23 protein-coding genes and 1 tRNA gene are annotated in these 24,936 nt (G+C 44.5%); 21 read left to right on the forward strand and 3 right to left on the reverse strand.

The window, feature by feature from the left end:
* The first annotated feature begins 15 nt into the window (after positions 1-15).
* Both NSS94_RS07710 and trmB read left to right on the forward strand, forming a co-directional pair.
* Positions 16-213 (forward strand): hypothetical protein, encoded by a 198-nt coding sequence (locus NSS94_RS07710; protein ID WP_013309373.1) that lies wholly within the window; start codon positions 16-18, stop codon positions 211-213.
* A gap of 104 nt (positions 214-317) precedes the next feature.
* Positions 318-1,031: a tRNA (guanosine(46)-N7)-methyltransferase TrmB gene (gene trmB, locus NSS94_RS07715; protein ID WP_029516467.1), complete on the forward strand. Its 714-nt coding sequence runs from the start codon at positions 318-320 to the stop codon at positions 1,029-1,031.
* A gap of 41 nt (positions 1,032-1,072) precedes the next feature.
* On the opposite strand, the gene NSS94_RS07720 is transcribed toward trmB, so the two are convergent.
* Together NSS94_RS07720 and NSS94_RS07725 are read right to left on the reverse strand one after the other, a co-directional pair.
* Positions 1,073-2,206, reverse strand: a complete 1,134-nt coding sequence (locus NSS94_RS07720) for an MGDG synthase family glycosyltransferase (RefSeq protein WP_029516468.1) — start codon at positions 2,204-2,206, stop codon at positions 1,073-1,075.
* 51 nt (positions 2,207-2,257) lie between these two features.
* Complete coding sequence (locus NSS94_RS07725; protein WP_029516469.1) at positions 2,258-2,785, reverse strand: phosphatase PAP2 family protein; 528 nt, start codon at positions 2,783-2,785, stop codon at positions 2,258-2,260.
* A 610-nt stretch (positions 2,786-3,395) separates the two neighbouring features.
* Here NSS94_RS07725 and NSS94_RS07730 point away from each other — a divergent pair.
* The 9 genes from NSS94_RS07730 (at position 3,396) to NSS94_RS07770 (ending at position 11,811) form a co-directional block, all read left to right on the forward strand.
* Positions 3,396-4,634, forward strand: a complete 1,239-nt coding sequence (locus tag NSS94_RS07730) for a glycosyltransferase family 2 protein (protein ID WP_029516470.1) — start codon at positions 3,396-3,398, stop codon at positions 4,632-4,634.
* A gap of 309 nt (positions 4,635-4,943) precedes the next feature.
* A complete protein-coding gene (gene infC, locus NSS94_RS07735; protein WP_010349250.1) occupies positions 4,944-5,441 on the forward strand; it encodes a translation initiation factor IF-3 in 498 nt (165 codons plus the stop codon).
* Between the two features lie 20 nt (positions 5,442-5,461).
* Entirely contained in the window at positions 5,462-5,662 is a 201-nt protein-coding gene (rpmI, locus tag NSS94_RS07740; RefSeq protein ID WP_013309379.1) for a 50S ribosomal protein L35, read from the forward strand.
* 51 nt (positions 5,663-5,713) lie between these two features.
* Entirely contained in the window at positions 5,714-6,073 is a 360-nt protein-coding gene (gene rplT, locus NSS94_RS07745) for a 50S ribosomal protein L20 (protein WP_007429517.1), read from the forward strand.
* 378 nt (positions 6,074-6,451) lie between these two features.
* Positions 6,452-7,489, forward strand: a complete 1,038-nt coding sequence (locus NSS94_RS07750; RefSeq protein ID WP_165145041.1) for a BMP family lipoprotein — start codon at positions 6,452-6,454, stop codon at positions 7,487-7,489.
* Positions 7,490-7,630: 141 nt separating this feature from the next.
* Positions 7,631-9,169, forward strand: coding sequence for an ABC transporter ATP-binding protein (locus NSS94_RS07755; protein ID WP_029516472.1), 1,539 nt, complete (start codon positions 7,631-7,633; stop codon positions 9,167-9,169).
* Complete coding sequence (locus tag NSS94_RS07760; protein ID WP_069012850.1) at positions 9,162-10,241, forward strand: ABC transporter permease; 1,080 nt, start codon at positions 9,162-9,164, stop codon at positions 10,239-10,241. The genes NSS94_RS07755 and NSS94_RS07760 overlap by 8 nt, the downstream gene beginning before the upstream one ends.
* Position 10,242: 1 nt before the next feature.
* Complete coding sequence (locus NSS94_RS07765) at positions 10,243-11,202, forward strand: ABC transporter permease (protein WP_010349245.1); 960 nt, start codon at positions 10,243-10,245, stop codon at positions 11,200-11,202.
* A 261-nt stretch (positions 11,203-11,463) separates the two neighbouring features.
* A complete protein-coding gene (locus NSS94_RS07770; RefSeq protein ID WP_023987757.1) occupies positions 11,464-11,811 on the forward strand; it encodes a hypothetical protein in 348 nt (115 codons plus the stop codon).
* Between the two features lie 33 nt (positions 11,812-11,844).
* Here NSS94_RS07770 and NSS94_RS07775 read toward each other — a convergent pair whose 3' ends face one another.
* Positions 11,845-12,285 carry a GNAT family N-acetyltransferase gene (locus NSS94_RS07775; RefSeq protein ID WP_029516474.1) on the reverse strand — a complete coding sequence of 147 codons (441 nt, stop codon included), beginning with the start codon at positions 12,283-12,285 and terminating at the stop codon, positions 11,845-11,847.
* 613 nt (positions 12,286-12,898) lie between these two features.
* Here NSS94_RS07775 and ilvB point away from each other — a divergent pair.
* The 10 genes from ilvB to NSS94_RS07825 all read left to right on the forward strand — a co-directional run bounded on the left by ilvB (position 12,899) and on the right by NSS94_RS07825 (position 24,878).
* A complete protein-coding gene (ilvB, locus tag NSS94_RS07780; protein ID WP_029516475.1) occupies positions 12,899-14,644 on the forward strand; it encodes a biosynthetic-type acetolactate synthase large subunit in 1,746 nt (581 codons plus the stop codon).
* 1 nt (position 14,645) lies between these two features.
* Positions 14,646-15,131 (forward strand): acetolactate synthase small subunit, encoded by a 486-nt coding sequence (ilvN, locus tag NSS94_RS07785; RefSeq protein WP_023987760.1) that lies wholly within the window; start codon positions 14,646-14,648, stop codon positions 15,129-15,131.
* 163 nt (positions 15,132-15,294) lie between these two features.
* Positions 15,295-16,287, forward strand: coding sequence for a ketol-acid reductoisomerase (gene ilvC, locus NSS94_RS07790; RefSeq protein ID WP_013309387.1), 993 nt, complete (start codon positions 15,295-15,297; stop codon positions 16,285-16,287).
* A gap of 124 nt (positions 16,288-16,411) precedes the next feature.
* Positions 16,412-17,953 carry a 2-isopropylmalate synthase gene (locus NSS94_RS07795; RefSeq protein WP_069012849.1) on the forward strand — a complete coding sequence of 514 codons (1,542 nt, stop codon included), beginning with the start codon at positions 16,412-16,414 and terminating at the stop codon, positions 17,951-17,953.
* A 203-nt stretch (positions 17,954-18,156) separates the two neighbouring features.
* On the forward strand, positions 18,157-19,233 hold the full coding sequence (leuB, locus tag NSS94_RS07800) for a 3-isopropylmalate dehydrogenase (RefSeq protein ID WP_029516477.1): 1,077 nt from the start codon (positions 18,157-18,159) through the stop codon (positions 19,231-19,233).
* A 323-nt stretch (positions 19,234-19,556) separates the two neighbouring features.
* A complete protein-coding gene (locus NSS94_RS07805) occupies positions 19,557-20,096 on the forward strand; it encodes a peroxiredoxin (RefSeq protein WP_023987763.1) in 540 nt (179 codons plus the stop codon).
* A gap of 263 nt (positions 20,097-20,359) precedes the next feature.
* Positions 20,360-20,776, forward strand: a complete 417-nt coding sequence (locus NSS94_RS07810; RefSeq protein WP_029516478.1) for a hypothetical protein — start codon at positions 20,360-20,362, stop codon at positions 20,774-20,776.
* 337 nt (positions 20,777-21,113) lie between these two features.
* The gene (locus NSS94_RS07815; RefSeq protein WP_341039120.1) at positions 21,114-22,217 is read left to right on the forward strand and encodes an ATP-binding protein; all 1,104 of its coding nucleotides are present in this window, start codon (positions 21,114-21,116) and stop codon (positions 22,215-22,217) included.
* Between the two features lie 341 nt (positions 22,218-22,558).
* Positions 22,559-24,700 (forward strand): bifunctional diguanylate cyclase/phosphodiesterase, encoded by a 2,142-nt coding sequence (locus NSS94_RS07820; protein ID WP_165145044.1) that lies wholly within the window; start codon positions 22,559-22,561, stop codon positions 24,698-24,700.
* A 107-nt stretch (positions 24,701-24,807) separates the two neighbouring features.
* Positions 24,808-24,878: transfer RNA gene (locus tag NSS94_RS07825), tRNA-Gly, on the forward strand.
* Positions 24,879-24,936: the final 58 nt, after the last annotated feature.

Here is a 24,936-nt window from a genome sequence, read left to right on the forward strand (position 1 = left end):
GTGAGGTGATCTTTTATGAATGCGCAGGATAAGACGCGTATGGATAAAGTTACTGTTGAGTTAACCTTTGATGAGGCGTTGGCATTGACTGGTGTCCGTTTTGGGCAGGATCGTCAGATTGGAACGACCGCACGTCAAAAAATCAGAGCGGCTTGCCAAAAGACAATTGATTTTTCACCTGCTGATGGGGTAGACTATGAACAATTAAATTAGTTGGACCCCAATCCAAATATATTGAAAAAGGAATTTCATTTCCGTATCTTCAAGCGGGGGTGAAATTCCTTTTTCCTTGATAACAGAGTATATGGAGGAGTAACATGCGTTTACGCGGAAGAAAAGGAATACGGGAAAGTCTGGAAGAACAGCAGGATCTAGTCATCTTGGAGCCGGCACAGTATAAGGGGAAATGGCAACAGCTTTTTGGTAATGATCGTCCCATTCATGTAGAGTTCGGTATGGGTAAAGGGCAATTTATAAGCCAAATGAGCTTCCGGAATCCAGAGGTTAACTATATTGGCTTTGATATGTATGATGAGCTGGTTCGCCGTGCAACAGAAAAGTCCCGTCTGGCCTGGAGTAATTCAGAGGTTGATACGCCGCCTAATATTAAATTGGCACTGGCAAACATTGAACAGATCGAGAATGTTTTTGAACCAGGAGAAATTGAACGCATTTATCTAAATTTTAGTGATCCTTGGCCTAAAGCCAAGCATGCACGTCGTCGTTTGACGCATCCGCGTTTTTTGGACAAGTACCGTCAGCTTTTGAACAGCAAAGGACAAATTCATTTTAAGACTGATTCGGAGACACTATTTGAGTTTTCTTTGAATTCGTTTGCCGATAGCGGTTTACAAATGACGAATATTTCGTTAAACCTTCATCGTGAGGGGATCAACGAGGAGCATGTCATGACGGAATATGAACAAAAGTTCATGGGCAAGGGTATGAATATTCATCGAGTCGAAGTGCTGATCGGCCAAGATGCTTTGGAAGAGTACGGAAAAACACGCCTTGAAAAGTACGGGAAATAAAAAAAAGATCAAATGGATAAAATAAGACAGGGTGCTTCCTTTTAGGAAAGCACCCTGTTCGGTTCCAGTATATCCAAAATACTCTGTGCGCTCTGAAGAGGATAATATCGCGCTACATTGTGGACGTGCTCCTGTCGTTTACGGACGATTTCTGGAAAATCGTGTAGCAGTCGGTTCATCCATTTCACGACAACATCCAGCGAAGTAATCGGTTCTCCGTAGCCTTGAGCCGTAAAGTATTGACAATTTTCCTCCTCCTGTCCAGGGAGAGGTTTGTGAAACAGCATCGGAATCCCTTTAGCCAATCCCTCGGTGCATGTCATTCCGCCGGGTTTGGTGATGAGCAGATTCGATACCTCCATTAATTTGTCGATTTCCCGTGTAAATCCGAAGATATGAATATTTGGATGATTAAACCTGGGATCTAATTGCATTTTACGACGAATTTTATCATTATGCCCCAAACAAAAAATAAATTGAATGTTCTCTCTCCACTGAGTAAGCGAACGATGTATAACTTCGTCATTCATAAGGCCCCAGCCGCCACCCATAACGAGTACGGTCGGGATGGGTTTAAGTCCAAATTGTTCTCTAATTTCATCGTGCCCAGGATGTTCCCAAAAATTTGGATGAACGGGAATACCGGTCACCTGGATTTTCGAGACGGGTACTCCGCGTGCTCGCAGCTTACGCATGACTTCAGGCGTAGATACAAAGTACCGGTCAACCTCGGGACTAATCCATGTTCCATGTGCATCGTAGTCTGTAATAACAGTACAAAGCGGAACATGTAAACCTAAGCGCTTCAAACGTGAAATTACCGCGCTTGGGATGGGATGAGTACATACCACCAAATCGGGACGAAGCTGCCGGAGAATGTTTCGGGTCTGCGTGTAGAACAGACGGTGCAAAGCGAGCGTTGTAAGACGGTTTAATGATTTTTTGTACTGATGACGGTAAACCAATCCGACTAGGCGAGGCTGCGATACGACAGTCTTCTTGTATGCTGTAATAATAAGGGGGGCCATTCTTGGATTCAAAAAACTCCCCAGCTCCAGCACTCTTGTCTGCACATTCGGAGAAAGCTTCCGCAAACTGCTTGAGAGCGCGTAGGCAGCTTGAGTATGTCCGGCACCGAAACCTTCCGATAATAATAACACTCGTTTTTTAGCCACTCTCATTTCACCTGTTCCTGCTGGGATGTTCTCAATCATACCATATCGGCTTTAAGGCCAGAATGCAACCGTTCCTATTGCTGCAGACGTTCCGATCACCGCTCCTGCAAGTACATCCGTTGGGTAGTGGAGACCTAGATAAATCCGAGAAAAACCTACAATTGTCGCTACAGGCAACAGCAGCAGTGTTAGCATCGGTGACTGTAGCATAAAAGGCACGGTAGCTGAAAAAATAGCGGTCGTGTGCCCTGAGGGAAAAGAATGGTCCGACAAGGGGTTGCGGAATGTATTTGTACCTGGTAGCGCTAAATACGGGCGAATCCGCGGGTACAGCTTTTTAACGATAGCTACGGGGATGTGACTGACCCCAAGAGCGATGGCTCCCTTCATACCGGAATCTTTCCACGGGTTCGGAGCGAGCCACCAAATAAGGAGTGTGGAGGCTATAGTAAAGGTAGCCCCGCCTAAATGTGTGAGATAATAAAGCCAGAAGTTCAAAAAACGGTTGTGTAAGCGTCCGTTGATCCATTTGAACAACTGCTGCTCCAGACTTACAAGTTTTACGACTAGACGTTGCATTTGGTTTCCTCCGGTTGCCGGTTCAGGTCAGTCGGCAAATATTTTGAGTCATTTTGACATAATCAGACCATAAGTAATTATTCTCTTGCTCTCATCATATTTTTAAACGCTGTTCATTTCAAGAATCACTAAATATTCATAACTTACTTGGTTCAATTCTACACAAAAATGTTAATGGAATATAAGCTGTATTGTATAACTTTCTTTGCGTTCATCCGTCTAATAAGATAGAGTGTTTAGAAGTGGTTGCTAATTGGCCCACAAAAAGGAGGGACCAAAGAAATAAAAAGTTAGCAAATGGATGAAAATAAGACCTAAACGTCATGAATGAGAAGTCCAGCGCTGCATTCCCGGTTTAAACGGGAGTTTGTTGTGTTTTTTTGCTGCTGAGACCGGTTTAAGGGCTTTGACAAAAGATTGAAAACCAACGAAAATCGTAATGGCGTTCCTGTGTCAGCCAAAAGGAGGCTGCGCACAGCCAATGAAGAAAGCAAGGGTCGGGTCAAAAACTACAGAAAAGGCGCGAAAAGCGCCGCAACTTGCGCTACACAGATAGAAAACAAACAAACGCAAGATTTTAAGGGGTATAAAAAGGGGGTAACAAGAGATCATGTTAGACGCTATTTTTGTGACGCTCCAGGTCATACTGGCGGTGATCGCAGTCTATCAGTTTGCATTCTCCTTGTTCGGATTGGTTCGGAAGAAAAGGAAAGAGCACGCGGCTCCAGAAAAATCATTTGCCATTTTAGTCGCTGCCCACAATGAAGAACAGGTTGTCGGAGCATTGATGGAAAATTTGAAGCAACTTGATTATCCGAAGGAACTTTACGATGTGTTCGTAATCTGTGATAACTGCACAGATAAGACTGCGGACATCGTTCGCGCTCACGGCATGAATGCTTGTGAACGTACGAATCCGAATCTGCGTGGTAAAGGCTACGCTATTGAGTGGATGCTCAAGGAATTATGGGCTATGCCACGCCAATATGATGCCATCGTCATGTTTGATGCTGACAATTTGGCGCATACCAATTTCTTGAGTGAAATGAACAATGATCTGTGTACAGGTGCCCGTGTTATCCAGGGGTACATTGATACTAAGAATCCTGAGGATTCTTGGATTACAGCGGCATACGGGGTATCTTATTGGTACATCAACCGTTTGTGGCAGCTGTCACGTCACAATCTGAACATGGCTAATTTCCTCGGTGGTACAGGCATGTGCTTTGAAACAAATCTGCTTAAGGAAATGGGCTGGGGTGCGACAAGTCTCGTAGAGGATTTGGAATTCACCATGCGCTGCACGCAGTGCAACGTATATCCAAGATTTAATTACGATGCCAAGGTATATGATGAAAAGCCGTTGACGTTCAAAGCCTCCTCCAGACAGCGTCTGCGCTGGATGCAAGGTCATTTCACGGTTGCTCGTCGTTATTTCTTCCCGTTGCTGTGGCAAAGTATCAAGCATAGAAGCCTGATTAAATTCGATATGGCTCTTTATGGTCTGAACGTGTATATCGTACTGCTCACCTTCTTGATGACAGTAGCTATGTGGATAGATATCGCCTTCTTTGGTGGACCTAATATCGAGAACATCTATGTACAGTTACCAGCTTGGACCGGTGTTATAGCTATTGGTTTGAATGTTGCTACTTTTGTGCTCGCAATGATTTTGGAAAAGGTCACATTCAAAAAAGTATATCTGTACTTATTGCTGTTCCCGGTCTATGCGATATCGTGGTATCCAATTACGGTCTATGCGTTCTTCACACAAAACAACAAGCAATGGAGCCATACCCAGCATACGCGTGTCGTTCGCCTAGAAGAGGTTCAGAGCAAGCAAGGATAATTAGACGGTGGAATAGGACTAGAGATCGGTGTCATCAATTTTTATTAAAGTGTTGACACCTCGATTGCACCGTGATAAGATATTTGAGTGTGTTAATTGAAAAGTATGGATTAACAAGTAGAAGGTCCGACTTCTCACCTGCCCGGTATTGCCGGCTGGTCATGATCCAATGATTTGTGAATTGAACTTTCATGATGAATTGAGTATCAGACAGGGATGTCGGCTGTGTAGTCGTCATCCCTTTTTTGTGCTTAAACACAATACAACAATAACAGGTTCTGGAGGTGGAGGGTTATTAGTAAGGAACATATGATCAATGATGAGATTCGAGTGAGAGAAGTACGTCTAGTTGGTGCGAACGGTGAACAAATCGGGATTAAACCGACGCGTGAAGCTTTGCAAATGGCGATTGACGCAAACTTGGATCTCGTGAACGTGGCGCCTCAAGCGAAGCCGCCCGTGTGTCGGATTATGGATTACGGAAAATTCCGCTATGAGCAACAGAAGAAAGAAAAGGAAGCCCGTAAAAACCAGAAGATCGTTGACATCAAAGAGGTATGGTTCCGTTCCAACATCGAGGAACATGACTACCAAACCAAGTTTCGCAATGTGGTGAAGTTCCTGAATGAAGGGGACAAGGTGAAATGCTCCGTTCGTTTCCGCGGTCGTGAAATTACTCATGCTAACGTGGGTCAAAAAATTCTCGAACGTGTGAAATTGGAAGTTGCTGATCTTTGTACCGTGGAGCGCCAACCCAAGCTCGAAGGACGCAGCATGATTATGATATTGGCTCCAAAGAGTCAATGACAAATTAAGGAGGAAGTTCAATGCCTAAAATGAAAACACATAGCAGCCTTAAAGGCCGCTTCAAAATTACCGGTACTGGTAAAGTAATGCGTTACAAAGCTTACAAAAACCACTTGCTTTCCCACAAATCCAAACGTGCAAAACGCGTTCTGGGTACTAACCCTGAGATGGCACCTGGGGACGTTAAGCGTCTGAAACAAGGTCTTGCTAACCTGAAATAGCACAGCACGGCAATGAATGAAGTATAAACATTATTTGGGAGGTCATTTGATATGGCAAGAGTAAAGGGCGGATTCGTCGTTCGTCGTCGTCATAAAAAAGTATTGAAGCTTGCTAAAGGTTATTTTGGTTCCAAACACCGCATTTTTAAAACAGCTAACGAGCAGGTAATGAAATCGCTTGTTTACGCATACCGTGACCGTCGTCAGACGAAACGTAACTTCCGCAGACTGTGGATCGTGCGTATCAACGCAGCAGCTCGTTTGAACGGTTTGTCTTACAGCAAATTGATGCACGGCCTGAAATTGGCTGGTGTGGACATTAACCGCAAAATCTTGGCTGATCTTGCAGTCAATGATATTAATGCATTCAACTCTTTGGCAACTGTTGCTAAAGGCAAAATCAACGCTTAATTATTCATAATGAAGGCGTGGAAACCACGAAAGTGGTAAAGAGGTATCCCAAGCAGTACGCTGTGTAGGGATGCCTTTTTTTGTACATACTCAATGGTACGGAAAAGACTTTGTTTTCTCCAAAATACGAATAAATATGACGTAGGATGGAAGAATGTATGTTTTTTTTAAGATTGTAGCGCTTACATTGTTGAGGTTTTAAAAAAAATTGACCCAAGGTTATTAATTGTCTAGATTTTAGCCGATCATAATTGTATAATCTCTAAAGTAAGTCTTCTGTACGATCTGTCTCGTCAGTAAATGACATGCATGAGCATGTACATGTTCAAAGAAAAGAGACAGTCCAGGGATCTAACACTAAGGGGGAACAGTATCAGCATGAAGAAAATGTTCAGTATGTCTTTGGTTATGCTGCTGGCGATCTCGGTCATTCTCGCAGGCTGCGGTAACAAAAATCAAGGTGCGTCCAACGCAAATGGTGGAGACACAGGTGGTTCTGCCAAAACATCGAATGTCCAAATCGGCATGGTTACAGATGTGGGTGGAGTAAACGACAAATCGTTTAACCAATCTGCTTGGGAGGCACTACAAGCCACTGAGAAAGAATCAGGCGTTAAAGTTAAATACCTGCAAAGTAAATCTGATCAAGATTATATTCCTAACCTGAACCAATTTGTTAAGGGTGATTTTAACCTGACTTGGGGAATCGGTTTTAATCTGGCGAATGCGATTGGACAAGTAGCGAAAGACAACCCGAGCAAGAATTTGGCGATCATTGACAGTGTCGTGGATGCGCCTAACGTAAAATCGGTTGTTTTTGCTGAAAATGAAGGTTCCTTCTTGGTGGGGGTTGTAGCTGGTAAGCTTACCAAAACAAACAAAATTGGTTTTGTGGGTGGACAAGATAGCCCGTTGATCAAACGTTTTGAAAAAGGATTCGAAGCAGGAATTAAAGCTGTAAATCCAAATGCAAAATTGGAAGTTAACTACACAGGTGCATTTGATAAGCCGGATCTGGGTAAAGCAGCGGCTGCGACGATCTATAACAGCGGTGCAGATATTATTTTCCATGCAGCTGGCGGATCTGGTACAGGTGTATTTAACGAAGCACTCGCACGTAAGCAACAAGGTCAGCAAGTATGGGTTATTGGTGTGGATAAAGACCAATCGCTTGAATTTGGTGACGACGTAACATTGACTTCGATGGTAAAACGTGTAGATGAAGCTGTAAAACGCGTATCTAAAGAAGTAATTGACGGTAAATTTAAGGGCGGTGTCGAAACACTGGCTCTGAAGGATAATGGCATTGGTTTGGCAGACACTTCAACGAAAAACGTACCTAAAGACGTGCTTGATATTGTAGAACAATACAAGCAAAAAATTATTAAGGGCGAAATTACAGTTCCTTCGAAATAAGTTTTGGATTGAAGAATATAGAGGTGGCGACAAGGCTGGTTCATAAGACTAGCCTTGTTCTTACGTCTGGAGTTATATGGATTATAACGGGCAAAATCAGCTCATTGGAGCACATACTATAAAGTGTATAAGGGTGATCTCATGGATGCAGCGACCCCCGTCGTTGAGTTAAAGCAAATTACAAAACGATTCCCCGGCATCGTTGCCAACGACTCCATCAGCATCAAGCTGCATAAGGGAGAAATTCATGCCCTTTTGGGTGAGAATGGCGCGGGTAAATCTACGCTTATGAATATTCTTTTCGGACTGTATCAGCCGGATGAAGGGACCATTGAAATCGGAGGTAAACCTGTACAGATTGATAGTCCAAATAAGGCGATTGATCTGGGGATTGGCATGGTGCATCAGCATTTTAAACTCGTACAGCCGTTTACCGTTACCGAAAATATTGTCCTGGGCTCGGAGCCACGTAAGGGTCTGAAAATCAATTATAAAAAGGCTGCCGCAGAAGTACAGCGGTTGTCTGAGCAGTACGGCCTTCAGGTGAATCCGAATGCCAAAATTGAGGATATATCTGTGGGTATGCAGCAACGTGTAGAAATTATTAAAACGCTTTATCGCGGTGCAGATATTCTGATTTTCGATGAGCCTACAGCTGTACTGACACCACAGGAGATCACTGAGTTGCTGGATATTATGAAACGTTTGGTGGCTGAAGGCAAATCAATTATTCTTATTACTCATAAACTTAAAGAAATCATGCAAATTGCGGATACCGTTACGATCATTCGCCGAGGTCAGGTTATTGATACGGTCAAGACGTCTGAAACAACACCAAATGAGCTGGCTGAGAAAATGGTGGGCCGTCGTGTGTCCTTTAAAGTGGACAAGCAGCTTGCGCAACCAGGACAAACGGTATTGGAAATGAACAATGTAATTTCTAAAAACAAGGATGGTATTCATGTTCTAAATGAGTTGAACCTGCAGGTCAAGGCGGGCGAGATTTTGGGGATTGCCGGAGTAGATGGTAATGGACAGAGTGAGCTGATCGAAGCTTTGACAGGCTTACGCAAGGTGGATGGCGGGAGCATTCGTTTGCTCGGACAAGAGGTGGCCAATCAGTCACCACGCAAAATTTCAGAGGCAGGCGTTTCACATATACCAGAGGACCGTCATAAGCATGGGTTGGTGCTGGATTTTTCTATGAGTGAAAATATGGTGCTGGAGACGTATTACCAGGCGCCTTACAGTAAAAATGGCTTCTTGAACAAAGATGCTATAGAGAAACAGGCTAAAAGTCTCATCGAAAAGTTTGATGTTAGAACACCGGATATTCACACGAAGGCAAGAGCATTATCTGGTGGGAACCAGCAGAAGGCTATCATTGCACGTGAAATTGATAAAAATCCGGACCTTCTCATTGCAGCACAGCCTACACGCGGTCTGGATGTTGGAGCTATTGAATTTGTCCAGAAACAACTGATTGCGCAGAGGGACCAAGGTAAAGCTGTGTTGCTCATATCTTTTGAACTGGACGAGATTATGAATGTATCCGACCGAATTGCTGTCATATATGAGGGCAAGATTGTCGGGGAAGTGCTGCCAGAAGAAACGAATGACCAGGAACTGGGGCTGATGATGGCAGGAAGTGCAGTGAAGAAAGGAGTAGAGAATGGCTAATCTATTGAAAATATTCACAAAAGACTCCTTTGTACTGGCGCTGGTCTCTATTATTTTGGGTCTCCTTCTGGGTGCTATCGTGATGCTGATTGGCGGGTATGACCCTATTGTGGCCTATTCTGCTTTGTTTAGCCGTGTATACGGAGATTCTTATAACTTTGGAGAGGCTATCCGCGAGATGACTCCGCTGATTTTGACGGGGTTGGCATTTGCTTTTGCGGCCCGCGCCGGATTGTTTAATATTGGTGGCGAAGGTCAGTTTCTGGTAGGTATGACAGCTGCTTCGATTGTGGGCATTAAACTCCATGGGTTGCCAGCTATCATTCATGCACCTTTGGCTGTGATTGCAGGCGCAGTTTTCGGAGGCCTGTGGGCTGCGATTGCTGGCTATTTGAAGGCCAAACGAGGCGTGAATGAAGTTATTACATGTATTATGATGAACTGGATCGGCCTGTATTTGGCTAATTTGGTGATCAATCAGTTCGCACTTATGGAAGGTGAGAATCGTTCTGTGGATATTCAGCCTTCTGCTTCAATTTCCATCGAATGGCTGTCCCAGATGATGGGGAATGCTCGGGTACATTGGGGTACGGTTATTGCTGTGCTGGCAGCAGTCTTTTTCTACATTTTTATGTGGAAAACAAAGCAGGGCTATGAGCTGCGGGCTGTCGGATTTAATCAGGATGCATCCCGTTATGCAGGTATGAATGTAAATCGTAATATTATAAAAGCGATGTTCATTAGTGGAGTTTTTGCCGGATTAGCAGGGGCCTTTGAAGTGCTGGGAGTATTCCATTACCAATCTGTCATGGCAGGATCACCAGGAACCGGTTTTGACGGTATCGCCGTAGCTCTGATTGGGATGAATAACCCATTTGGTGTGCTGCTCGGTTCTGTTTTGTTCGGAACGCTTACGTATGGTTCTGCGGGGATGAGCTTTAGCGCAGATGTACCGCCCGAAATTATCCGGGTTGTCATTGGCTCGATTATTTTCTTCATTGCGGCCCAAGGTATTGTACGTTGGGTTGTGAAGCCGCTCTACTCCAAGCGGAAGAAAGAGAAGGTGTTGTAAAATGAGTTGGTTAACACTTGGTGAATTAATCCATACAACGCTCGTTTTTGCGACGGCGATTATTTTTGCGTCTCTCGGCGGGGTTTTTTCAGAAAAATCCGGTGTGACGAACCTCGGATTGGAAGGACTTATGGTATTTGGAGCGTTTGCAGCGGGTGTTGGCGGATTTTATGCCGAGCAAGCTGGACTAGGAGGCACCTCTGCGGCTTGGGTAGGTGTGCTGTCAGCTGCGGTGTTCGGTATTCTGGTTTCGCTAATTCATGCTGTAGCCTCTATTACCTTTAAAGCTGATCAGGTAATAAGTGGTATAGTTATTAATTTTCTGGCAGCAGGTAGTACACTGTATATGGTCAAGCTTTTATTTGAGGGTGATGGTGACACCGGTCGGATTCAGGGTTTCAACGAAATATCCATCCCTTACCTTGTGGATATCCCGATTGCAGGAAAAGCCTTTTTCCAAGCTTACCCAACGACATATCTAGCTATTCTATTGGTTATTATTGGATATTTCACCTTGTATAAAACACCGTTTGGCTTGCGTTTGCGTTCCGTTGGGGAGCATCCAGGAGCGGCCGATACCGTGGGAATTAAAGTAAATCGTCTTCGTTATATTGGTGTGATGATTAGTGGGGCGTTGGCTGGGATTGGTGGAGCTACAATCACTCTGACTACAACCAACATGTTCTCACACAATACAGTTTCGGGGCAGGGATATATTGCTATTGCCGCTATGATTTTCGGTAAATGGAATCCGCTCGGTGCTTTTGGCGCAGCAGTGTTTTTTGGTTTTTCACAAGCCATTCGCAACTATGTGCAGCTGTTCGCATGGTCACAAAGTATTCCCCAGGAAATTATTTTTATGTTGCCGTATCTCCTGACGATTATTGTACTGGTAGCGGCTGTCGGACGTTCACGCGCTCCGGCCGCTTTGGGTCAACTTTATGATCCAAGCAAGCGTTAAACTTATAAACAACTGATGCTGTATGTTTTGCAAAATGTACATGGGTCTATAAAAAATCTGGTATCTGCATATGCAGGTATCAGATTTTTTTATATTGTGCAGGCATTTAAACATACGCTACTGGCATGAATGGAATAGACTGTGCTATGCAGATTGGACGGGACGCTCGGCCCCTGTCAGCTCCGGTCTATTTTGTGGTGGTGATGAGCTATCAAGGAGCCGTTCAATCTGTCCATCCGTTGAGAAGAAGGAGGAAATACGATGAAACAGGCAGTAACCAGAAAGCAGGTGGAGAAGCTTGTCGGCAAAGTCATCTTTGCTACTCGCAAGGATGGTTCCCAGGTCAGCGGCAAGCTGATTCGCATTTCGGGTAACCGACTGGTTCTTCAACCAAACCGCAAGAAAAAAGTGAACACGAAGGCAATTATTCCTCTGGTGCTGTTTGACTTGCTTGCCATCGGCACAGCTCCATACATTGGTGCCTATGGTGGGGGATATGGTGGCTACGGTCCGGGCTATGGAGGACCAGGATATGGTCCGCAACCAGGCCCGTATACAGACGGGGGATACCCCGGGGTAGGATATCCGTATTACCCTAATTTATTTTAGTCATACAAAATCCTGAGCCCGAAAAGATACTTTTTACAGTAACTTTTCGAGTTCGTGGCATCGGCTCAAAGCTACGTATCGCAGCATTTGATATTGATGACGCAGATAAAAGTGGATCCCCCTGATATTGTCTTCATCCACCATCACTTTAGCCCGCTTGCAGCGACGCAGTCGTCCGTAGTGTTCGGCATGCTCAAGCAGTTTTTTTCCGTATCGCATACCTTGATGAGCCGAAGAGATTGCGATCAAATCAATGTATAATAGTTCGCCATGCAGCATAACATGAATGAAGCCAACAACCTGTGCATTATCCGGTCTGCAAGCTACAAAAGTGATGCCCCGGTTTAAGCGCCGGGGTAATTCTTTGCGTATTTGTTCCATTTCCTGGGCGCTTAAATGTGATAGGGGGACAAGCTCTTGCTCGATTAGACGAAAGATGATGTTGTCATCTTGAGAGCTGCGTTTTCGAATCATAAACGGGCCTCCTTTTCTACCCTTTTAACAAGATAAGACGTGGCTTTGGAGGAGTGTACTGTCTCACCGTGTGGTCTTTTTTATAATATGCGGGTACCTCTTACAAGCGTGCGATTCGGAGGTGCTTCAGAAAAGAAACATAAATTTTTATGAAATATGGGTATTGACTATCCCAGATGGGAGACATATAATGTGTCTAAACATTTGAAAGAATGACATGAACTCAACGGCAATGAAGAGGACGAAGTGATTAGGGCTCTTTTGTTCAGAGAGTGAGGCATTAGCTGCAAGCTTCACCAAAATCCCTTTTTAACGAGCTCACCTTGGAGCTGTTTTCCTGAAAAGTATTTGGGCCCGATGACATTAACGGTGCGCTGAATCACCTATTAGGGAAAATCGTACGGTCTACGTTACAGACGCCAGATATGGAGATCCTTTGTGATTTCTGTACCTGCCAAGGTTCGATATTGCGAAATATCGGGCAAACACGGGTGGTACCACGGAAGCTACAGCCTTTCGTCCCTCAGTAACAGCAAGTCTGTTCTAGGGATGAAAGGTTTTTTTGTTTTTACAAATGTCAGATGTATGTAAATTTTGTAAAGGAGGATGACCAATGAGTGCACAAATTCCTGAAGTTAGGTCAACCAATGAATTACGTGAAAAGTGGATGAAGCCTGAAGTGATTACAGGTTCGGAAATTTTACTCCGTAGCCTGTTGCTGGAGGGAGTAGATTGTGTCTTCGGATATCCTGGTGGTGCAGTGTTATATATCTATGATGCCATGTATGGCTTTAAGGATTTCAAGCATGTCCTCACTCGTCACGAACAAGGAGCTATTCATGCGGCAGATGGTTATGCACGGGCGAGCGGTAAAGTGGGCGTCTGTATTGCGACTTCCGGACCTGGCGCGACAAACCTGGTAACTGGTATTGCGACGGCTTTTATGGATTCGGTGCCGTTGGTGGTCATCACGGGTAACGTTGTATCTTCCCTGATCGGTACGGATGCTTTCCAGGAAGCCGATATTACGGGAATTACAATGCCGATTACGAAACATAGCTATCTGGTAAGAGATGTAGAGGATCTACCGCGAATCATCCATGAGGCATTTCATATTGCCAACACAGGGCGCAAGGGACCGGTACTGATTGATATTCCGAAGGATATTTCTGCAGCCCAGACGTTGTTTGTCCCACAAACGGAACCTGTGACCATGCGGGGTTATAACCCGAAAGTGTTGCCCAACAAAATTCAACTAGACAAGCTAACTCAAGCTATTTCCGAAGCAGAACGTCCATTCATTCTGGCAGGTGGAGGAGTTGTATACTCCGGTGGACATGAAGCACTTTACGAGTTTGTTCGTAAAACGGAAATTCCTATCACGACAACATTGCTCGGATTGGGTGGTTTCCCAAGTGGACATGAACTGTGGACGGGGATGCCGGGGATGCATGGAACATACACCTCCAATCAGGCGATTCAACAGTCAGATCTGTTGATCTGTATCGGAGCCCGCTTCGATGATCGGGTAACAGGCAAGTTGGATGGGTTTGCTCCTCAAGCTAAAATCGTCCACATTGATATCGATCCTGCTGAAATTGGAAAAAATGTTGCAGCGGATATTCCTATCGTGGGTGACGTGAAGGCAGTGCTGGAATTGCTGAATCAGGATGTGAAACGTGCGGACCTGGCAGATGCATGGAGAGCGCAAATTCAGCATTGGAAGAATGAGAAACCTTATTCTTATAAGGATTCTGAAACGGTGCTTAAACCACAATGGGTTGTTGAGTTGCTGGATGAAACGACCAAGGGTGGTGCAATCGTAACGACAGACGTGGGACAGCATCAAATGTGGGCAGCGCAGTATTACAAATTCAATCAGCCACGCTCATGGGTCACCTCTGGTGGACTCGGTACGATGGGATTTGGTTTCCCTTCTGCAATCGGTGCTCAAATGGCCAATCCCGACAGATTGGTAATATCGATTAACGGGGACGGCGGTATGCAGATGTGTTCGCAGGAATTAGCCATCTGTGCAATCAATAACATTCCGGTTAAAATCGTAATTATCAACAACCAGGTGCTTGGAATGGTTCGCCAATGGCAGGAATTGATCTATAACAATCGGTATAGTCACATTGACCTGGCGGGAAGTCCGGATTTTGTGAAACTTGCCGAAGCATACGGTGTCAAAGGGCTGCGTGCTACGAATAAGGAAGAGGCACGTCGGGCTTGGCAGGAGGCGCTTGATACACCCGGACCGGTCGTTGTCGAGTTTGTAGTCAGCAAGGAAGAGAACGTATATCCAATGGTGACGCAAGGTTCGACAATTGATCAAATGCTGATGGGGGACGAGTAAAATGACAACAAAAAATACCATTGCTGTACTGGTAAATGATCAACCCGGCGTTTTGCAACGTGTGTCCGGCCTGTTCGGTCGCCGCGGCTTTAACATTGAGAGCATAACTGTGGGACAATCGGAAGAAGTTGGATTATCCCGTATGGTCATTGTGACTGTAGGGGATGAGAACAACCTAGAGCAGATTGAAAAGCAGCTTTACAAGCTGGTTGATGTGATCAAGGTCATCGATCTCAGTTCCAAACCAATGGTAGCCCGGGAATTGGCGATGATAAAGGTAAAGGCAGAACCGCCTCAACGGCCAGAGATTATGGGCGTGGTAGAAACATTCAGAGCAGCTGTAATTGATGTTGGAACGACGAGTTTGATTGTACAGGTCATTGGCGATACAGAAAAAATTGATGCCATGATCGAGTTGTTGAAGCCTTACGGTATTCGGGAGTTGACTCGAACCGGGGTTACAGCTATGATACGTGGCAATGCTTAATATGGAGCTTTAACGAATTACCGCTTATAGCGCATTACATCAATAAAGAACCGCCCGCATAAGAGCGGGGACTCGAAGAGATTTTTAGATGCTAATCACGAGGGAAAGTCTCTTGGAGTACCCGCTCATTATGAAGGGTCCAATTAAAAGGAGGAAATTAACCATGGCAGTTACAACGTACTACGAAAAAGATGCAGAACTCAGCGTATTGAAAGGAAAGACAGTGGCCGTTATCGGTTACGGTAGCCAAGGGCATGCTCAAGCACAAAACTTGCGTGACAGTGGTGTGAATGTTGTTATTGGTTTGCGTGAAGGCAAATCGGCTGATGTCGCAAGAAACGACGGTTTTGAAGTTCTGAACGTAGCTGATGCAACAAGCCGTGCAGATGTGGTTCAAATTTTGTTACCTGATGAAACTCAAGCTTCTGTGTACAAAAATGAAATTGAACCTAACCTTAAAAAAGGCGCAGCTCTTTTGTTCTCCCATGGTTTTAACGTTCATTTTGGACAAATCGTAGCTCCTAAAGATAGCGATGTATTGCTGGTTGCTCCAAAATCCCCAGGACATATGGTACGTCGTACTTATGTAGAAGGGTTTGGAGTACCGGGGCTGATCGCAATTGAGCAGGACGCAACGGGTCAGGCCAAAGAAATCGGACTTGCTTACGCAAAAGGCATTGGCTGTACACGTGCGGGCGTAATTGAAACCTCCTTCCGTGAAGAAACGGAGACGGATCTGTTCGGTGAGCAGGCGGTATTGTGTGGCGGCGTGAGCGCACTTGTAAAAGCGGGCTTTGAAACATTGACTGAAGCAGGTTATGCTCCTGAGATGGCATACTTTGAATGTTTGCATGAGCTTAAGCTGATCGTTGACTTGATGTATGAAGGTGGATTGGCAACGATGCGTGATTCCATCAGTAATACAGCGGAATATGGCGATTATGTAACTGGACCACGTGTGGTAACGGAAGATACGAAGAAAGCCATGAAGGATGTGTTGACTGACATTCAACAAGGTAAATTTGCTCGTGACTTCATCCTTGAAAATCAATCTGGACGTGCATTCCTGACGGCTACTCGTCGTAATGAAGCTAACCATCCGATTGAAGTGGTGGGCGGACAATTGCGTGAAATGATGCATTGGATCAAAAAGTAATAATCTTTTGTACTATGAATTCGACTACATGCATTATTTATAAATATTAATTACAATGCGGCCCTGCTTATTGCGTGAGCCGCATTGTAATTTAAGGGTCCTAATCCTGAGGAGGTGCGTTAGGTTGCGCAAAATATATATATTTGACACAACGTTGAGAGACGGAGAACAGTCACCTGGCGTGAACTTGAACACTCGTGAAAAAGTGGAGATCGCTCATCAGTTGGAGAAGCTGGGAATTGATCGTATGGAGGCTGGGTTCCCGGCTGCTTCTCCGGGTGATCTGGCAGCTGTTAATGCAGTAGCAAAAGCTGTAAAAAATTCGACGGTGATTGGTCTTTCGCGTGCAAGGGAACAGGATATTGATGCAGTTCGCGAGGCACTCAAGGGAGCTCAGGACCCGTGTATCCATATCTTTTTGGCAACCTCTCCTATTCACCGTCAACATAAGCTGCGGATGGAGAAGGCACAGGTTTTGGAAACTGCTCGTGCTGCCATACGCTATGGGTTGAAATATTTGCCTAAAGTGGAGTTTTCCTTGGAAGATGCAGGCCGTACAGAGCTTGATTTTGTGGTTGAAATGGTCACCATGGCTGTACAAGAAGGAGCTTCTGTCGTCAATATTCCAGATACGGTAGGTTACTTGACACCCTATGAGTATGGAAATATATTCAAACATATTAAGGAAAATGTAATCGATGTGGAGAAGATTCAATTGAGTGCACATTGCCACAATGACCTGGGAATGGCTACTGCTAATACACTTGCTGCCATCCTGAACGGCGCGGATCAGATCGAGGGAACCATTAACGGTATCGGTGAACGTGCTGGAAACACGGCCATTGAGGAAATCGCCATGGCACTGGAGACGAGACAGGAATTTTTCCAGGCCAAAACGTCTCTTCAATTGTCTGAAATTGCGCGCACGAGCCGTTTGGTTAGCCGTTTGACGGGGATGGTAGTGCCGGGCAACAAGGCAATTGTTGGAGCCAACGCTTTTGCGCACGAATCAGGTATTCATCAAGACGGCATGCTGAAAGAGAAAACGACTTATGAAATCATGACACCAGAAAGTATCGGTCTGAAAGAAAGCAAGCTGGTACTTGGTAAGCACTCAGGTCGTCATGCTTTCCGTGAGCGTTTGATCGAGTTGGGCTACGAATTGAACGAAGAAGATCTGAATCGCGCCTTTGGGCAGTTCAAGGATTTGGCTGATAAGAAAAAGGAAGTTTCGGACGATGATATTTTGGCATTGCTGGAAGAAAAATTGGCTGATGCACCTGAAGTCTTCAAGCTGGAAACGATTTTTGTTACCTACGGGAATAAGGCTACGCCTTCCGCACAAGTGCGTCTGGTTAACGATGAAGATCAGGTTATTGAGACAGAAGCTGAAGGAAATGGTTCAGTCGATGCGATCTATAATGCGATTGATCAAGCCAGCGGTGAGAGCGTTGTACTTTCAGATTACTCCATCAAGTCTGTTACCCATGGTAAGGACGCTCTGGGTGAAGTCCATGTAGTGCTGACGCAAAACGAACTGTCTGTACAGGGACGCGGGGTAAGCACCGATATTCTGGAAGCAAGTGCTCGGGCTTACGTGGATGCGCTGAATGGTTTAATCGACAAGCGTAAAAATTACAGTAATCGCGTAGATTATAAATCTTAGTTTTTATGCAGACTTAAGAGTTGGGTTTACAGGATCGGGTTTTTTCGGTCCTGTTTTCTTTTTTTCTGATGAAAAAACCAGCTTATAGGCTGTGCCTATTGAATTGATAGATTCTATATCTTGGTCAAAGCCCTGCCATATATGTTACAAAGAAGGTATGAAAAATACGGTTGTATGGCTGTATAACAAGAGGAGTGTACGTGATGGCAGACGTTAAAAAAATTGCGGTAATAGCGGGAGATGGAATTGGACCTGAAGTGGTCGCAGAGGCAGAGAAAATTTTGAAACGTACGGAAGAAGTATTCGGCTTTTCATTTGAAACGGAGCATGCGCTGTTCGGCGGGATTGCCATTGATAAGAAGGGCACACCATTACCGGAAGAAACACTGGCAGTATGTCAGTCTGCAGATGCTGTTCTGCTGGGAGCGGTAGGAGGGCCACAATGGGACAACAATCCAAAGGAACTTCGTCCTGAAACCGGACTGCTGGGCATTCGCAAAGAGCTCGGTCTGTTTTCGAATCTTCGTCCTGCTGTCGTCTTTGACTGTCTCAAGGACGCGTCTACATTGAAACCGGAAGTGTTGGAAGGAACGGACCTGATCGTGGTGCGCGAACTGACGGGCGGCATTTATTTCGGCGAGAAGTTCAGACGAGAAAGTCCTCAGGGTGAGGAAGCAGTTGATACTTGCGCATATAATGTAACAGAAGTAGAGCGTATCGTGCGCCAATCTTTCGAAATTGCACAAAAACGTCGCAAAAAACTTGCATCGGTGGATAAGGCTAATGTACTGGAAACTTCCCGTTTATGGCGTGAAGTAGTGAACCGGGTTGCTGTAGACTACCCGGATGTCGAGCTGGAGCATGTATTGGTTGATAACTGCGCCATGCAATTGCTGCGTCGTCCATCTAGCTTCGACGTCATCGTGACGGAAAATATGTTTGGTGACATTCTCAGTGATGAAGCGGCTATGCTGACTGGATCCATCGGCATGCTCTCCTCCGCATCACTGGGAGAAGGCAGCTTCGGCCTATACGAGCCGGTACATGGCTCTGCGCCTGACATTGCAGGCCAAGGCCTGGCGAATCCCATTGCAACGATTTTGTCCGTTGCTTTGATGTTCCGTCTTACCTTCGGGTACGAGAAAGCAGCAGATGCCATTGAGAAAGCCGTAGCTGAGGTACTGGATGCAGGGCACCGTACGGCGGATATTGCGGTGGATAAATCTCAAGCAATCTCGACAACTCAAATGGGTGATCTGATCGCTGCAGCTATTCGCTAAAAGCTCCGTAAATGCACCCGTTCTGAAAAAAAGCTTCCTATTATATAGTAAGGTTATACAGTCTGGCTTTTTGGCAAATGTTTAGCACAGTAGCTCCTGAGCAATCAGGGGCTATTTGTATATTCAAAGGTTCAAAATGTGAATAAAATATGAATTTTTAAGCTAGTTTAAAATAATTATAAAAAAGTAATGGTTACAATATTGACTTTGATTTCAGCGAATGATAACATTTATCAAGTAAGTTGTTGTTTATTACAATACAGATGATTGAGGAAAGCACATGTGGTGTTTTTCTTACATATTTTAAAGGAGGATTTCATATTATGGCAGAAAGATTGGTAGGAAGACCCGCCCCTGATTTTGCATTGGAAACAGTGACTGGAGACGGTCAAGAATTTGGTTCGGTGAAGCTTTCCGATTACCGTGGCAAGTGGCTCGTATTTTTCTTCTATCCACTGGATTTCACTTTTGTGTGCCCTACGGAAATTACAGCATTGAGCGATGCTGCTGACCAATTCAAAGAGCTGGATACTGAAATTCTGGGTATCAGTGTAGACTCCGTGCACAGTCACAAAGCATGGATCAACACAGCTAAAGAAAACAACGGTCTAGGCAAACTGAACTTCCCATTGGCTTCTGACATCACGAAAAAAACAGCAAGCGATTATGGCGTTCTGATCGAAGAAGAAGGCGTTGCATTGCGCGGCTTGTTCATCATTGATCCAGAAGGCGAATTGAAATATCAAGTGGTTAACCACAACGATGTAGGTCGCAGTGTAGAAGAAACATTGCGTGTACTGCAAGCTTTGCAATCCGGTGGCTTGTGCCCAATGAACTGGAAACCAGGCGATCAAAATCTGTAATATAAGCTTCACAAGTTGAAATTAATTAAACAAACAAGCCCCCAACTAGCGGTTACTCTACCGTTATTGGGGGCTTGCTTGCCTGCTCTGTGCAGCGGAAAATGTGAGGACAGCCTGTTTAATGAGGCAACGCAGAGTGAGGTAACAAATAATTATGGAAATGTTGTTGTGTTCTGGAGGAATTTTGCCTGACGAAAGCGAATAAGGTATTGTAGAAGATAAGCAAGGCAGAACAGGTTTTGTTCAGAGGAGGCTGAGCCCGGATGAGTTATTGCTGTGGAGCAAGCATGGTAGGAACCAAGGGAACGCTGAAGCATTACCGCACCCAAGTTCATAATGTTCCTTTGCTGTTTTGCCCGGTATGTCGTCGCATTGAAGTTCATTATAAAGTCGAAAATGAGTATGAAATCTTGGCTGAATATGCACATGGAGATGGGGCAAGCGAGATTGATTTTCAGGATTATGTCATGGAAGACGATGATACGATATTTGAAAATTGTGTGAATCGTGAAAGTGAAGATGCGTTTGAAATTGTGAAGCGTCAAATTGACATATCCCTGGATTTATTGATGGTAGCCAAACAGATGAATGATGAAAAATGGCAGGGAGAGCTTAAGAGAAGACTGGCCGTTATGAGCCAAAGACGATCCCGGCTTCAACATAATAAGAGCGGCAGTTGACATCCTACACACCAAAGAAGCTCTCAATTCTGGAGAGCTTCTTTGGTGTGTAGGGCGCTTGTTCCTAACTTCATTTTTCATTTTGGTAATGTTGCGCAGATATTATGACGAAAGAAAACAGGATAAAAATTTGGATTCGACACTTTTTCCGATTGACTGCGATCCTTAATCTTGTCTATCATAAAATAAGACTGGAATTGGAAAGAGATGGTCGGATTTCTGTGTAACTGTTTTCTACACCATTGAAGGGTAGTCGATAGATGCCTTTCTTTTCTTCAAGATTATTACGCGTCCGATACGGCCAGTTTGTCATTCCGAAACAAGGGGGAAGCCTGGCATGATCAGTGAATTCCAAGAAGCCTTGCTTGATACCGTGGGAGCTTGTCCTTCCACACAGATCGCCAATAACAAGTATGAAAATGTGCTGGAGAACCTGGATAGTGGTATCATGCTGTTTGACAGTGACGGGGTACTGACCTTTATTAACGTGCAAATGGCGAAATTGCTGGAGCTACCACGGAGTTCGCTAGCAGGTCGCAATTTGATGCAAATTTTGCACCATCCTGAGTTAAGCCGGTTTAAGAAGAAGAAAATCATGCGGATTTATAAAGAAACTATCTTTCATAGAAAGCGCTATCATGAGTTAATTGATGAGTATGGTCGGCATTGGTTGATAACAGTAACCTATGGTGATCAGATGGATGGCAATTTTTTGTTTAGCGTCAAGGATGTGTCGGATTATAAGCAGATTGAGCAGACAGCATATCAAAACGATAAGCTGGCGATGCTGGGACGCATCTCGGCCTCTATTGCTCATGAAATTCGTAACCCGCTTACCGCAATCCGGGGCTTTATTCAATTGCTTCGACCGCATTTGGTGGAGTTGGGCAGGGATGAGTATGCCCGCATTATATTAACAGAAATTGATCGTGCGAACGACATTATTTATGAGTTCTTAAATTCGTCCAAGCCTTCGGCTCCGCAAAAAACGGCTGTATCTGTGATGGGGCTGCTGAAAGAAGTAGTGATGCTGACAGAAAGCGAAGCATTGATGAAGGGTTGCCAGATTGCATTGGACGAAAATGATGAGCTCATGAAGGTTTCCATTGATGTGAAGCAGATTAAGCAGGTTATTCTCAATATGATTAAAAATGCAATGGATGCCATTGAAAGCATGGGTGGGGAACGAGAGGGCTGCATCGATATTCATACAGTGCTTGAGGGCAATTATGTCCACATTTGTATTGAAGATAACGGATTAGGTATGGATCACAATACATTGACGCGTTTATTTGATCCTTTTTTTACAACAAAAGAAAGTGGAACCGGATTGGGATTGGCTGTGAGCTATCGAATTATCAAAAATCACGGAGGTTTCATACATGTAGACAGTAAACATGGAAGTGGCACACAATTCAAAATCACGCTTCCTGTAGTTTAATATGGGGAGGTTTTCGCAGAGGGGTCCTGTACATACTATTTCTTTTATGTTGTGCAGCGTTGGGGTATAGGTATCACCTTTTTGGAAAAGGTTATCTGAAGCGCATAATCTGACAAGATGATGCGCTTTTTTGGTGCTGTAAGCTCGGTTATTTGCGTAAATGCGAAAATGAATTCATGAATTTAAGACAAAAAAATGATTCACCTTTCACAGATTAAATGCTATTATATACCAGAATACAACATTATTTTTGATACTATAGACTTAAACAACGGCTTCCAAAGCTGTCAAACGTCTTAGATGATCGGAATCTCCGATATGCAGGGGGCTGAAGAGGCTGAATGAGTATACGGCTGGAAGTAAAAAAAACGATAGGTATCGGCATTGCTGCGATAGTTTTGTTTGTCTTGGTTCAGTTATTTCACGTAACTTTGAATAAGATATACTCCCATAATGTTTTTTTCTTGTTATATCCGATCATAGGGTTTGCCTGTGCTGCGATTTGTTTTTCTATTTTTTATCAATCCTGGTCCGTTTTACTGGAACAGTTATCCTTGCAGAGACTTCTTATTGCCCCGACGTTTTTGGTGGCTGGTCTGCTTTACCTTGTTCATATTGTTTCGTTTAGTTTCGTAAGCCTGACGGACTTTGCTTTGTCTCCGGGCATTTCGTTATGGCTGCTGTTTGTAAATCGTGCCTTTACTTCTGTCTTGCTCTTATGTGTTTGTTTCCTCCCGTTTAGCAAGACGAAGTCTGAATACAAGACAGTGGCTTTGTGGGCAGGGATAGGCTGCACTTTGCTGATTCTAGGAGTTATTAAGATATTTGGTGCAGGCTTACCGGATCTACGTATACGATACGAAATAGGCAACCTGGGCTGGACGTTAAATCTGGCTGTCATGTTACTACTTGTGTTCACTTTTATTTTCGGGGTGCGAAAATATCGGAAAGTCCGCCCGGCGGAGTTGGGCATGTTGCTTATGGTTCGTGGAATTGGACTGTGTGTTGTGAGTCAGTTGTTCTATTTATTTTCTGAGCAAATGAGCGATATTAATCACCTATTGGGACTTTTGACCAACGCGATAGCATTCTATAACATGTTGAGCGGGCTGGTCCGGTTGATGGTTCTGGTTCCTTATCGTGAAAAGCAGGCAGCAGAATCTGAGTTTAATCACATTGCTTATAATGATGATATAACAGGACTCCCCAATCGTCGCCGCCTTTCCCAACGTTTAGATAAAATATTGCGCAAATCATTGAAATCGGATGAGACAGTAGCACTTTTAGTTCTAAATATTGATCGTTTCAAGGCGATTAATGATTCGCTTGGACATATGGCAGGAAATTATTTGCTGTATGCAGTAGGCGAACGCTTGGGGCATTTTAGCCATGAAGGGGAAGCTGTCTTTAGCATGGGCGGAGATGAATTTGCCTTTCTTCTAACGGGATACGAAGATACAGATGCTATGAGAAGTCGTATTGATGATATGGTGAAGCTGTTCGATCTGCCTTTCGATATTGATGGTGAGTCTTATCATGTGACGGTGAGCGTTGGTATAGCTTTGTACCCGTTGGATGCGAATCAGAGTGAACAGCTTATTCAGCAGGCGGATACGGCTGTACATAGTGCTAAAGAGCAGGGAGTGAATTTTCAGCGGTATGCTAGTTCGATGCAGATGCGAGCGCATGAAAGACTCCAGCTGGAAAATGATCTGCGGCGAGCGCTTGAAAATGAGGAATTTTCATTGGTGTATCAACCTCGTGTCCACCTGCAAAGTGGCGAGCTAACGAGTTTGGAGGCGCTGGTGCGTTGGAATCATCCTCATCGTGGGATGGTGATGCCAGGCGATTTTATTCCGGTGGCTGAAGAAAGTGGTTTAATTGTGCCCTTGGGGGAATGGGTGTTACGGGAGGCCTGTCTGCAAAATAAGCATTGGCAGGAGCTTGGGTACCCACCAATCCCGATTTCGGTCAATTTATCCATGCGCCAATTTCAGCAAAAAAAGCTGGTGGATGTAATTCGGGGCATTTTGACCTATACGGAACTTGAAGCACGCTATCTAGAGCTGGAGATTACCGAGAGTATGACCTTTGATAAGGATCGAGCCTTTGAACAGTTAAAAAAAATAAAGGCTATTGGTGTCGCAATCAGTATTGATGATTTTGGAACTGGCTATAGCTCATTGCATTATTTGAAGAATCTCCCGATTGATCGTCTAAAAATTGATCGTTCCTTTGTAAATGAGGTACTGGTCGACAGCAAAAATGCAGCAATTGTATCTACTATTGCCTCCATGGCTCACCATTTGAAGCTGAAGGTTACGGCTGAAGGGGTAGAGAATGAGGAGCAGCTTCATTTTTTGCAGGCACAAGATTGTCATGAGGGTCAGGGGTATTACTTTAGTCGCCCCATTCCGGCAGAAATCTTTGAAAAATTGTTTTTACGTGAACCTATGAATTGGCTGGCTCAGGATAGTATGTAGTATGCTTGCATTTTGCTGAAAGGTAAGTTATACTAAATAACATCCTGATTCAGCTGGTTGACGATAGGTTAAGCGTGCCATACATAAGAATCGAGATATTATAAAATGCGGGTGTAGTTCAATGGTAGAACTTCAGCCTTCCAAGCTGATAGCGTGGGTTCGATTCCCATCACCCGCTTACTATTTTAAGAAGTTCGAAACCCTTGTGACGCAAGGGTTTTTGTTTTGTTTGGAGT

It is taken from the genome of Paenibacillus sp. FSL L8-0644 (assembly GCF_038008165.1).
In the GTDB taxonomy this organism is placed as follows: domain Bacteria; phylum Bacillota; class Bacilli; order Paenibacillales; family Paenibacillaceae; genus Paenibacillus; species Paenibacillus polymyxa_D.